Annotated in this window: 11 protein-coding genes; 4 read left to right on the top strand and 7 right to left on the bottom strand. The window is 70.6% G+C overall.

What is annotated here, in order from left to right:
* Positions 1-58 precede the first annotated feature (58 nt).
* Both AMO33_RS15090 and AMO33_RS15095 read left to right on the top strand, forming a co-directional pair.
* Positions 59-1138 carry an amidohydrolase family protein gene (locus tag AMO33_RS15090; RefSeq protein WP_060593009.1) on the top strand — a complete coding sequence of 360 codons (1080 nt, stop codon included), beginning with the start codon at positions 59-61 and terminating at the stop codon, positions 1136-1138.
* A gap of 31 nt (positions 1139-1169) precedes the next feature.
* A complete protein-coding gene (locus AMO33_RS15095) occupies positions 1170-2660 on the top strand; it encodes a flavin-containing monooxygenase (protein WP_060593010.1) in 1491 nt (496 codons plus the stop codon).
* A gap of 4 nt (positions 2661-2664) precedes the next feature.
* On the opposite strand, the gene AMO33_RS15100 is transcribed toward AMO33_RS15095, so the two are convergent.
* From AMO33_RS15100 to AMO33_RS15110, 3 genes are all read right to left on the bottom strand, one after another.
* Complete coding sequence (locus tag AMO33_RS15100; protein WP_082668676.1) at positions 2665-3435, bottom strand: helical backbone metal receptor; 771 nt, start codon at positions 3433-3435, stop codon at positions 2665-2667.
* 216 nt (positions 3436-3651) lie between these two features.
* Positions 3652-4419 (bottom strand): SWIM zinc finger family protein, encoded by a 768-nt coding sequence (locus AMO33_RS15105; protein WP_011207562.1) that lies wholly within the window; start codon positions 4417-4419, stop codon positions 3652-3654.
* On the bottom strand, positions 4416-7223 hold the full coding sequence (locus tag AMO33_RS15110; protein WP_060593511.1) for a DEAD/DEAH box helicase: 2808 nt from the start codon (positions 7221-7223) through the stop codon (positions 4416-4418). Before AMO33_RS15110 ends, AMO33_RS15105 begins: the two co-directional genes overlap by 4 nt.
* Positions 7224-7325: 102 nt before the next feature.
* On the opposite strand from AMO33_RS15110, the gene AMO33_RS15115 reads away from it, so the two are divergent.
* The gene (locus AMO33_RS15115; protein WP_060593512.1) at positions 7326-8261 is read left to right on the top strand and encodes an LLM class F420-dependent oxidoreductase; all 936 of its coding nucleotides are present in this window, start codon (positions 7326-7328) and stop codon (positions 8259-8261) included.
* Between the two features lie 34 nt (positions 8262-8295).
* Here the strand turns inward: AMO33_RS15115 and AMO33_RS15120 are convergent, their stop codons facing one another.
* Genes AMO33_RS15120 through AMO33_RS15125 form a run of 3 tightly spaced genes read right to left on the bottom strand, consistent with a single transcriptional unit; the run spans position 8296 to position 8937 of the window.
* Positions 8296-8478: a hypothetical protein gene (locus AMO33_RS15120; protein ID WP_041559883.1), complete on the bottom strand. Its 183-nt coding sequence runs from the start codon at positions 8476-8478 to the stop codon at positions 8296-8298.
* 22 nt (positions 8479-8500) lie between these two features.
* Positions 8501-8629, bottom strand: a complete 129-nt coding sequence (locus tag AMO33_RS32595) for a hypothetical protein (protein WP_255266208.1) — start codon at positions 8627-8629, stop codon at positions 8501-8503.
* Positions 8626-8937: a sugar phosphate isomerase family gene (locus tag AMO33_RS15125; RefSeq protein ID WP_060593011.1), complete on the bottom strand. Its 312-nt coding sequence runs from the start codon at positions 8935-8937 to the stop codon at positions 8626-8628. Before AMO33_RS15125 ends, AMO33_RS32595 begins: the two co-directional genes overlap by 4 nt.
* A gap of 587 nt (positions 8938-9524) precedes the next feature.
* Here AMO33_RS15125 and AMO33_RS15130 point away from each other — a divergent pair.
* Entirely contained in the window at positions 9525-10202 is a 678-nt protein-coding gene (locus AMO33_RS15130; RefSeq protein WP_060593012.1) for a GntR family transcriptional regulator, read from the top strand.
* A 57-nt stretch (positions 10203-10259) separates the two neighbouring features.
* On the opposite strand, the gene AMO33_RS15135 is transcribed toward AMO33_RS15130, so the two are convergent.
* The gene (locus AMO33_RS15135) at positions 10260-11093 is read right to left on the bottom strand and encodes a methyltransferase domain-containing protein (RefSeq protein WP_060593013.1); all 834 of its coding nucleotides are present in this window, start codon (positions 11091-11093) and stop codon (positions 10260-10262) included.
* Positions 11094-11400: the final 307 nt, after the last annotated feature.

The raw sequence follows: 11400 nt of genomic DNA on the forward strand, positions 1-11400 counted from the left end.
CACGGGCGTGTGAGAATCGCGCCAGCCGTACCGATCGACGAGGACAGGACGGGCCTGCATGGACCTCAGCGATTTGCGCATCATCGATGCCCACATCCACCAGTGGGACCCGCTGGCGACGCCGCGCGACTTCAGCCACCTCGCCCGGCTGTTCAGGTACCTGCCCGTGCCGATCCATCTCGCCGCCAAACTGGCGCGCCGCAGTGACCGCGAGTTCGTCGGCGACCCCACCGCCTACGCGCATCCGTACCTGCCCGCCGACTACCGCGCCGACGCGGTGGGCGTGCCGGTGGCGGGCGTGGCCCACATCGAGGTCGACTGGAGCAACACCGGCCCCACCGCCAAGGCCGACGAGACCCGCTGGGTGGCGAGCCTGCCGTTCGGGGTGGACACGCCGCGGCTGACCGCGATCCTGGGCTCGGCCGACCCGGCCGCGCCCGGTTTCCCCGAGCTGCTCGACGCCCACCAGACCGCCTCGCCGCTGTTCCGCGGCATCCGGACGATGGTGGCCCATCATCCCGACCCCGGCGTGCGGCAGTTCGCGCCGACCGAGGACGCCCTCACCTCGTCGGCGTTTTTGGACGGGTTCGCCGAGCTGGTCCGCCGCGGCCTCGTCTTCGAGGCCTGGGTGTACTCGAACCAGCTGCCGCAGGTCACCGGCCTGGCCAAGCGCTACCCCGAGGCCACCATCGTGCTCGACCACCTCGCCACCCCGGTCGGCCTGTTCGGCCGGATCGGCAAGCACACCGGCCGCACCCCCGAGGACCGCCGGGACCTGTTGCTGCGCTGGCAGGACGACCTCGCCGCGCTCGCCGAACACCCGAACGTGGTGGCCAAGGTGAGCGGCCTGGCCATGCCGATCCTCGGGCACCCGGTGCCCCGCCGCGGCAGCACCACCACCGCGCCGGTGCTGCTCGACCGCATCCGGCCGCTGCTCACCCACGCCATGGACTGCTTCGGCACCGAGCGGTTGATCTGGGGCTCCAACTTCCCCGTCGACAAACCCATCACCACCATCGCCGACAGCGCGCAGGCGGTGGGCACCGCGCTCACCGAGCACGGGGGCGACCGCGCGGATCTGGCGCGGGTGTTCGGGGGCAACGCCGAACGGGTCTATCGCATCGAACCGCCGGAGTGAGCGGGCGGAGCCGAGCGGGAGGAGAACAGCCATGACAGCGGAGTTCGACCACGAGGTGATCGTCGTCGGCGCCGGCTTCTCCGGGATCGGGGCCGCGATCAAGTTGCGCGAGGCCGGGTTCGAGGACTTCCTCGTCGTCGACGACGCCGACGGCGCAGGCGGAACCTGGCACTGGAACACCTATCCGGGTGTCGCCGTGGACATTCCGTCGTTCAGTTATCAGTTCTCCTTCGCGCAGCGGGCGGACTGGTCGCGGGTGTACGCGCCGGGGCGGGAGTTGAAGGCCTACGCCGACTGGTGCGTGGACACCTACCGATTGCGGCCCAACATCCGCTTCTCCACCACGATCACCGCGGGCGAATTCGACGAGCAGCGGCATGTGTGGACGTTGCGCACCGCCGACGGACAGCGGCTGCGGGCGCGGTTCGTGGTCGGCGCGACCGGGGTGCTCACCCGGCCGAAGCTGCCCGACATCCCGGGCATGCGCGAGTTCGGCGGCGTCACCATGCACACCGCGCGCTGGGACCACCGTCGAGACCTGCGAGGCAAGCGGGTGGCGATCATCGGCACCGGCGCCTCGGCGGTGCAGGTCATCCCGGAGATCGCACCCACGGTGGAGCGGCTGGTCGTCTTCCAGCGCACCCCCATCTGGTGCCTGCCGCGCCCGGACCTGCCGCTGCCCGCGCCGCTGCGGCTGGCGCTGCGGGTGCCAGGCGGCCGCTCGCTCACCCGCCTGGCCAGCCAGACCTACGTGGAACTGACCTTCCCGATCGCGGCGCACTACCACAACACGGTGCCCACCACCGCGGTCGCGGAGCGGCTCGCGCTGGCCCACCTGCGGCGTCAGGTGCACGACCCGGTCGTGCGCGACGCGCTCACCCCGCGCTACACCCTCGGCTGCAAACGCCCCAGCTTCTCCAACGACTATCTCGCCACGTTCAACCGGCCGAACGTGACGCTGGAGACCGACCCGATCGCCGAGATCACCCGCGGCGGCGTGCGCACCACCACCGGCACCGAGCATCCGGCCGACGTGCTGATCCTGGCCACCGGGTTCAAGGTGATGGAGTCGGGCAACATGCCGACCTTCGAACTGCTCGGCGTGGGCGGGCGCAACCTCGAACAGTGGTGGGACGAGCACCGGCTCCAGGCCTACGAGGGCGTGAGCGTGCCCGGCTTCCCGAACTTCTTCTCGGTGATCGGCCCTTACGGCTACAACGGCTCGTCCTATTTCGCGCTCATCGAGAACCAGGTCCGCCACATCCTGCGCTGCCTGCGGCACGCCAGGAAGCGAGGCGCGACCCTGGTCGAGGTCACCGAGGCCGCCAACGACCGCTACTTCCAGGAGATGCTGGCCCGCCGCGGCGGCCAGGTGTTCTGGGAGGCCAGTTGCGCCCGTGCCAACAGCTACTACTTCGACAAACACGGCGACGTGCCGCTGCGCCCCACCACGACGCTCGAAGCAGCCTGGCGCAGCGGCCATTTCGACCTCGACGACTACCGGTTCGCCTGGGCGGGCTGACCGTTCAGCCGATCGCCGCCTCGATCCGGGCGGTCAGGTGGCTTCGGGCGGTGGTCAGCGAGGGGCCGTACCAGGTGAGGGCGCGGCCTTCGACGAGGGCCACCGGGATGCCGGGGAAGGCGTCGGGACCGTCGTCGGCGGTGAAGACGTAGGGCTCGTCGGGGAGGACCGCGAGGTCGACGCCCCGGGTGAGGTCGGCGTCGGTGAGGGTGGGGTAACGCTCGGGGCGGTCGGCGTGGACGAGGTGCAGGCCGAGGCGGGCGGCGAGATCGCCGGTGAACGTGTCGCGGCCGACGACCATCCAGGGGTTGCGCCAGACCGGGATCACCGCCGGAATCGGCGGGCGCGGTGGCGGTGCGGCCCAGGCGTTCTCGGCCTCGGCCAGCCACGCGGGCACCTCGTGCCCGAAGGCGGTGGTGAACAGCCGCGCCAGCGAGGCGACGGCCTCGGCGAGGGTTTCGATCCTGGTCACCCACACCGGCACGCCCGCGGCACGCAGCCGGTCCACGTCGAGACGCCGGTTCTCCTCCTGATTGCACAGCACCAGGTCCGGCGCCAGAGCCACGATACGGCGCACGTCGGGGTTCTTGGTGCCACGCACCCGTTCGACCGCCAGCTCCGCCGGGTGCGTGCACCATCGCGTCGCCGCCACCAACGTCTCCGGGCAGGTGTGCGCGACCGCCTCGGTGAGCGAGGGCACCAGGGAGACCACCCGCCGGGCGGGCGCCGACAGCGGGACCTCGGCGCCGAGGTCGTCCCGGATCACGGCCGTCACCTGCGCCAGCTTAGGTGAGGCGTACCGCCCGAGTGCGGTGTTCGGGCAGCGGCGGGGCAGTGCCGGGACGTTCCGCCGGTCACGGCCCGCGCCGCACACTGGGAATCGGCACCCGGCGCCGGGATGTTCCGAGCCCGCGCACCGGACGGGATCCGCCCGACGAAGTCCGGCCGCCGCGATCGGCCCCGCTGCCGGGTGCCGACCAGCCGAACACGCTCAGGTCCGGTCGAGGCGTTCGTACAGCGCCTCGAGCTCCCGCACCGCCGTCGCCGCCGCGGTCTCGTCCTCGGACACCATCCGCGCCGCCTTGCGCAGCAGCACCGGATCGAGATCGTCCGGGGCGGCGTGGAATTCGAGGCGGGGCAGGGCGGGCAGGGTGCCGCGCTCGCCGTAGGGATCGTCGTCGGATTCCGGCGACGGCTCGCGTTCCAGGCCGCCGATGAGGGTGTCCAGATCGAGACCGCGCAGGGTCAGGATCTCGCGCGGCGCCTCGTCGAGCCGCTCGGCCAGCAGATAGCAGACCGCGGCGGCGTGCTTGCACGGCCAGCCCGGGTCCGGGCAGGTGCAGGAGAAGTCGAGGTCGGCGGCGGTGGTGGGTAGCAGGTGCGGGCCGAGGGCGGGCGGCAACACACCGGAGGCGATGTCGGCGAGCATGCCGGGGGTGTCGCGGATCGTCTCGACGAGCAGCTCGAGTTCCTCCTCGCGCAGCCGACGGACGGTGAATTCGGCGGTGAACGGACGCGGCTGGCTGCCCTGCACCTCGGCGACCACGCTGCCGGCGCCGATCCGGTAGCTCACCACCTGCCCGGCACGCGCGTAGCTGCGGCCCCGGGCGAGCCTGCCCGGCTCCGACATCGCCTCCACCGCCTCGATGAACGCCTTCCCCCACCACGTGCGCCCGAAGCCGCCGCGGGCGCTGCGCGCTTTCACCCCGCCGTCCACGGGGCGTGGCCTGCCGTAACGGTCACCGCGCGCCGGGCTCACTCCCCCACCGCCTCGGCCCCGAGGGTGAACAACTCGCGCAGCTCCTCGGTGCCCAGCTCGGTGATCCAGTTCTCCCCCGCGTCCACGGCCAGGTCCGCGAGCCTGCTCTTGCCGGTGATCATCTCGTCGATCCGTTCCTCGATGGTGTCGACGCAGACCAGCTTGCGCACCTGGACGTCGCGGCGCTGGCCGATGCGGAAGGCGCGATCGGTGGCCTGGTTCTCCACCGCCGGATTCCACCAGCGATCCAGGTGCACCACGTGATTGGCGGCGGTGAGGGTGAGCCCGGTGCCGCCGGCCTTGAGGGACAGCAGCATGACCGGCGGGCCGTCGCCGGACTGGAAGCGCTCGACCATCGTGTCCCGGTTCTTCTTGGTCACGCCGCCGTGCAGGAACGGGATCGGCGCGCCGAACCGCTCGGACAGATAGGGCGCGAGCAGGTCGCCGAACTCACGGAACTGGGTGAACAGCAACGCCTTCTCCCCGTCCGCGACGACGGTGTCGAGCACGTCCTCGACCAAGGCGAGCTTGCCGGAGCGGTGCCTGCCGCGGTGCAGCACGGGGGAACCGTCACCGAGGAAGTGCGCGGGATGGTTGCACACCTGCTTGAGCCGGGTGAGCGCGCCGAGCACCGCGCCCTTGCGGGCCATGCCCTTGGCACTGCGCAGTTTCACCAGCATGTCGTCGACGACGGCCTGGTACAGGGCGGCCTGCTCGACGGTCAGGTTCGCCCGCACCGTCATCTCGAGCTTGTCGGGCAGATCGCCGATGACCGCCGGATCGGTCTTGACCCGGCGCAGCACGAACGGTTGGGTGAGAAAGCGCAGGCGGGACAGGGCGTTGGGATCCTGCTCGCGTTCGATGGGGACGGCGAACCGGGCGCGGAAGGTCGGTGCGGTACCGAGCAGCTTGGGCACCGCGAAATCCATGATCGAGCGCAACTCCTCGAGCCGGTTCTCCACCGGGGTTCCGGTGAGCGCCAGGCGATGCCGGGCCGGCAGGGCACGGGCGGCACGTGCCTGCCTGGTCGCGGCGTTCTTGATGTGCTGCGCCTCGTCGAGCACCACCCGGTCCCACGACTGGCGCGACAGTTCGGCCGCATCCCTGGCCAGGATGGCGTAGGTGGTGAGCACCAGGTCCGAATCCGCCACCGCGGCATCGAGTTCGGCGTCGCGACGGCGGTCGGCGCCGTGGTGCACCAGCACCCGCAGCCCGGGGGCGAACCGCTGCGCCTCGCGCTGCCAGTTGCCGACCACCGACATCGGGCACACCAGCAGTGTCGGGCCGGGCGGTGCCGTGCTGGTCTCGCGCTCGTGCACCAGCAGGGCCAGCACCTGCACCGTCTTGCCTAGGCCCATGTCGTCGGCGAGAATGCCGCCGCAGCCCATCCGGCTCATCGTCGCCAGCCAGCTCAGGCCGCGCAGCTGATACGGGCGCAGCTGCGCCTTCAGCCCACCCGGGGTCGCCACCGGCTCGCGGCCGCCGTCGAACAACTCGCCCGCCCAGCCGGTGGCGGTGACCTCGGTGAGCGGCACCTTGTCGACGCGGGTGGCGGCGATCTCGCCGAGCAGGTCGGCGAGGGTGACCGGCGACGTGTCCAGATGCGCGGCGACGTAGCGGGCGGCGGCGGCGAGCACCTTGTGGTCGGCCTGCACCCATTCCCCGCGCAACTGCACCAGGTCGGATTTGGCGCGGACCAGGCGCTCCATCTCGGCGCGGGTGAGCACCTTGTCGCCGACCGCCAGTTCCCACCGATAGGACAGCAGGCCCTGCATGCCCACGGTGCTCTCCGCGGCGGGCGCGGCGCTGCTCACCGCGAGCCGCAGGGTGGGTTCGGCGATGGTCCAGGCGCGCGGCAGCAGCAACCGCACCCCCGCCTCGTGCAACGCCTGCGCACCGTGCGCGACGAGATCGGCCACCACCTCGGTGGGCAACAGCAGGTCGAGGCTGTGCGGATCGCCGGGCAGATCGCGCAGCCGGGGGTAGGCCCGTTGCGCCCGGCCGAGCTGCTCGACGGCGATGCGCAGCAGGTTCGGGTCGGCGGTCGTCGGCACCGGGGCCGGGGCCTCGCCCTCGGTGCGGAGGCAGACCTCCAGCCGCCACAGCGCCACGGTGTCGTCCCCGCCGTCCCCGTCGATACCGGTCTCCCCGTCCGGTTCCAGCAGCCGCAACACCAGCTCCGGCTCGTCGACGGTGAGGCTCTCGCGCCAGCGCCGCAGCACCTCGGCCAGCTGGTGGCTACCCGTCTCGAGCGGCTGGTCCCGCACCAGTGCGCGCACCAGCGGGTGCGTCACCGGCGCGTCGGCGAGCCTGGCGCGCACGATCGGATCGGTCAGCTCGGTGACCAGATCGTCGAGCACCGCCGCGGGCTGCCCCGCCACCCGCAGCGCCGCGGGCATCGCCACCGCGAGTTCGGCCAGCCAGGCCCGCTGCCGGGCACCGCCGACCAGCCGCCAGCGCGCCCACCACTGTCCGTCGGCCCGGTGCAGGTCGGGCACCACGCGACCGGCCCGCACCCACCGATCGATCCCGTCGGCGACGTGAGCGAGAAAGCGCAGGTCACCCGCCACCGATTCGACGGGTAACCGCTGCCGCAGCACGTCGACCGCGGCCTGTGGCACCAGGGCGTGCGCGCGCACCTGCGTGAGCTGTGGGCCGGCGGGACCCGGCACCAGCACCTGCGCCCGATGCCGGAACCGCGATGCGCGCAGCAACGCACCGGCCGGGTCGGGCAGCGCGGGCGGCACCTCGCCCTCGGTCCACAGCACCAGGCCGGACCCCGGTGACCACAGTCCGTGCAGCATCCGTCCATCCAAGCAGGTGGCACCGACACCCGGCGGGCCGCCGGCGCCCACCATGCCGCAGCTCACCGTGCGCTCGCCACCGCGCCGACTACCGTGGTCACCGTGGACCTACGCATCTTCACCGAACCCCAGCAAGGCGCGAGCTACGACGACCTCCTGCGGGTCGCGAAGACGACCGAGGACGCGGGCTTCGACGCCTTCTTCCGATCCGACCACTTCCTGAAGATGGGCGAGGTGTCCGGCCTGCCCGGCCCCACCGACGCCTGGATCACGCTGGCCGGGCTGGCCAGGGAGACCTCCCGCATCCGGCTGGGCACGCTGGTCACCTCGGCCACGTTCCGGCATCCGTCCGTGCTGGCCATCTCCGTCGCGCAGGTGGACCGGATGTCCGGCGGCCGGGTGGAGTTCGGGTTCGGCGCGGGCTGGTTCGACGCCGAGCACACCGCGTACGGCATCACCCTGCCCGAGGTGCGCGAACGCTTCGACCGCTACGCCGAGCAGCTGGCCATCATCACCGGCCTGTGGGAGACCCCCGAGGGGTCGACCTTCGACTTCGTCGGCAAGCACTACGAGCTGCAGGGCAGCCCGGCGCTGCCCAAGCCCGCGCAGTCGCCGCGGCCGCCGGTGATCATCGGCGGCACCGGCAAGAAGCAGACCCCGGAGCTGGCCGCCCGCTACGCCCAGGAGTTCAACCTCCCGTTCAGCGATGCCACCTCCGCGGCCGCCCAGTTCGAGCGGGTCGCCGACGCCGCGCGCGCGATCGGCCGCGATCCGGGTGAGATCGTGCGCTCGGCCGCGCAGGTGCTGTGTGTCGGCCGCGACGACACCGAGGTCGCCCGGCGCGCCGCTGCCATCGGCCGCGAGGTCGCCGAGCTGAAGGAGAACGGCCTGGCCGGCACGCCCGCCGAGGTCGTGGACAAGATCGGCCGCTACCGCGCCGAGACCGGCATCACCCGCCTCTACCTGCAAACCCTCGACCTCGGCGATCTGGACCACCTGGAACTGGTCGCGGCCGAGATCGCACCGCAGCTGGATTGACCTGCGGCCGAGCGCCTTCGGTGCGCTCGGCCGGCTAGTCCCGCTCCGGCGGCCGCGCCGCCCAGGCGCGCAACGCGTCGTCGACTCGGGCCAGCACCTCGATCGGCAGTGGCTCGTGGGTGCCGGGCCGCCAGGGCGGGTCCGTGGGCGGTGTGCGCCGCGGCAGCCGCCGTACGTCCTCCTCGTGCCCTGCGGTCCGGTCCGCGTCCTCGTCCATGTCCGCCCCCTCCTGCGGTGGGTCAATCGTCTTCCCGGTCACGGTCGTCGTCCTCGTCGACGGGGTCTTCGGCGACGGGCCAGGACAGCGCCACGGTGAGGCCGATCAGCCCGAGGACCAGCACCACGAGCACGCCGTCGGCCAGACTCATTCGTCCTCCCGTTCGGGCCAGCGGTAGCCGCGCGGGTAGACGCGCGACGGGGTGACGAGGGCGGCCAGGTCGGTCACGACGTGACGGACCGGGTCGACGTGTTCGAGGCCGGGCGTCACCACGGCCGCCGCCGCGAATTCGTCGAGGTGGCGGGCGATCGCGAGTGCCGTCAGCATCGGACCCGCGTCGAGGAAGACGGTGAACACCAACCGGAAATCGGGCCCGGCGATCGCCGTGAGGTCGATCTGCTTGCCGCGCAGGAGTTCTGGTCGAATCACACCGATCGCGGGTCGGCGTTCGCCTGGCATCGATCTGCTCCCTCTGCCGTGTCGAATGGGTGGTGGAAGCCGCCGGTTCGGCACCGGGCGGATGCTCCGGTAGTAGCGTGGCGCAGAGGCGTTGCCGTACGCGGAAATCCGTGTTCACAGACCTGTTGACAGCAGTTCCGGGAGTTTTTCGGGGGTGGGCGTGATCGAGGGTGCACAGCTGCGGACGGCGCGGGATTCCCGAGTTCGCCACTCCGCCTGACCCATTCTTTGCCGGTCTTCGGGTCGATACCGCCCATACGCTCCGGCACCGGACGCGGGTTCGGATTGCACTTCGCCGGCGCGATATCACCAACGCAGCTCCAACCCTGCGAGAACGCCTTGCCGAACTCGATCGGGAAACGCCAAGCCTGGCAACGGGCCCGTCCCGGCCTCCTTACCTTCGGATAATGGCCGCCCGCCTCTGCGCATACACAGCAGCGTATACGCAGTTGCGTATACGCACAAGCTGGCTGTGCCCGAGCCGTGACGCAGCGCCTTCGCGACAGATGCTGATCCCGAATAGGCTGTGGTGTGTATACGCAGTTGTGTATGCTCAAACGCCGACGCCGACCCCGAGGAGTGGAGCCATGAGTGAGCCTGCCTACGTATCGATCGCGGGGGAGATCGCGCGGGAGATCCGCGCAGGCGCCCTACCCGCACGGACACAGCTGCCGAGCTATTCCGAGCTGGCGAAGCGACACGGCGTGTCCGAGATCGTCATTCGGAAGGTCATCGACCTGCTGCTGCGCCAAGGTCTCGTTTACACAATCGAGCGCCGGGGGACCTTCGTGGCCGCTCGGCCGACGCTGGTTCGAGTATCACCCGAACGTCAAATGGAAGACCCGGCAACGACCTTCGGCAACGAGTCACCCCACAGGGTGGATGATGTGCGGATCGAGCGCACGACAACTCTGGTTCCCGCCGACGATGAAGTGGCGGGACTGCTCGGGATCAACCCGGGCACCGAGGTCGAGCACATCGTCACAGCGGTCGCTGAACTCGGCCGACCGGTCTCCATCTCGGACAGCTATCAGCTGCCCGGCACCGATGTTGCCACCGCGACCGTTCTCGAGGAGACCATTGCCGACAAGGTGCCCGCGCCGACGCATGCGGTATGGCTGAAGGTGCCGGCGGGCGACCTGGTGAAGGCCATTCGCCAGCGCTTTCTCCGGCACGGGAGGATTCTGATGGTGTCGGACGTGTCCTACCCGAAGGACCGGTACGAATCGTTCGTCTTCCGGATGACGCTCGAACCGGAGTCCTAGGCACAGCCCGTCGGATATGGCCCGACGCCTACGATCGGGCCATCTTTTGTTGGTCGGCTATCCGGGGCGCACCCAGCCCTGAGCAACATCCCCGAGGTTCCACCACGAGACGTGATGCGGATCCTCCGATTCCAATCTCCACGCCTCCGAGAGTCGGGCGAAGAACGCGTCATCGCCGGTCTTGCCGCCCTGCGGTTCCCCGATGAAGATCACGCGCCGACCGCCTCGCGTCTCGAACTTCTCCAACGCCGCGGAGGCCATCGGGTCACCCCAGCCCGGCGGCCAGCAGAGGAACAGAACCGATTCGCCGTCCAAATCGGCGTCGAACTCATCAAGACCCGACACCGGGAACCACACGTCTCGTTGGCCTTCGGCTCCGGGAAAGGACGGGTTGGCTGTGCTGTCTGGTGGTTCCGCATCGAAGGCACGTACGTTGACGCCGTGGTCGGCCAGTTGCTTCGCCCAGTAACCACGCCCTGCGCCTAGTTCGAGCACACGCCGTCCTTCGCTGAACGCTCCAATCCAGCCGAGCGTCTCCGGAGAGGGGACCGCGTAGGCGTACGCACTTTGCAAGATCGTCTGTACAAATCCCAGCCGGGCACTTCCGCCCGGATTCCCCCCGTCGACTACCCGGCGTTCCCCGTCGACCGTGATCGACGGAGCCACGATGTCCCAGTACGGGTTCGCCGACTCCTCGCTGCCGCCGGTCATGTAGTGCACGAACCGCAGGTCGAACGCGGCATCGGCTTCCTGATCCCCGGTCCCGGCCAACATCGGCGCGATGTCGAGATAGTCCGCCACCTTGGGAAACTCAGCCCGCAGCCGCAATCCGTCCCCGAGCAGCGCAGCCAGCTCCGATCGACGTTCCGGTGTCAACACGAGCGCAGTCATGGTCCGATTGTCCGTGCGCGCCTTCGGCTCCGCCAGTGGTTGCCAGGATTTCTCCGACTTCGTCCTCCCGTCCGGGCCAGCGGTAGCCGCGCGGGTCGGCGCGCGATGGGGTGACGAGGCGTCACCGCCGCCGCGAATTCGTCGAGGTGACGGACGATCGTCGAATCACACCGATCGCGGGTCGGCGTTCGCCTGGCATCGATCTGCTCCCTCTGCCGTGTCGAATGGGGTGGTGGAAGCCGCCGGTTCGGCACCGGGCGGATGCTCCGGTAGTAGCGTGGCGCAGAGGCGTTGGCGTACGCGGAAA

Source organism: Nocardia farcinica, assembly GCF_001182745.1.
In the GTDB taxonomy this organism is placed as follows: Bacteria; Actinomycetota; Actinomycetes; order Mycobacteriales; family Mycobacteriaceae; genus Nocardia; species Nocardia farcinica.

Bases quoted from the DNA above. Each gene is read 5' to 3' on its own strand.
- AMO33_RS15095 (WP_060593010.1), top strand. From the start codon at position 1,170: ATGACAGCGGAGTTCGACCACGAGGTGATCGTCGTCGGCGCCGGCTTC.
- AMO33_RS15130 (WP_060593012.1), top strand. From the start codon at position 9,525: ATGAGTGAGCCTGCCTACGTATCGATCGCGGGGGAGATCGCGCGGGAG.
- AMO33_RS15120 (WP_041559883.1), bottom strand. From the start codon at position 8,478: ATGGACGAGGACGCGGACCGGACCGCAGGGCACGAGGAGGACGTACGG.
- AMO33_RS15090 (WP_060593009.1), top strand. From the start codon at position 59: ATGGACCTCAGCGATTTGCGCATCATCGATGCCCACATCCACCAGTGG.
- AMO33_RS15110 (WP_060593511.1), bottom strand. From the start codon at position 7,223: ATGCTGCACGGACTGTGGTCACCGGGGTCCGGCCTGGTGCTGTGGACC.
- AMO33_RS15125 (WP_060593011.1), bottom strand. From the start codon at position 8,937: ATGCCAGGCGAACGCCGACCCGCGATCGGTGTGATTCGACCAGAACTC.
- AMO33_RS32595 (WP_255266208.1), bottom strand. From the start codon at position 8,629: ATGAGTCTGGCCGACGGCGTGCTCGTGGTGCTGGTCCTCGGGCTGATC.
- AMO33_RS15135 (WP_060593013.1), bottom strand. From the start codon at position 11,093: ATGACTGCGCTCGTGTTGACACCGGAACGTCGATCGGAGCTGGCTGCG.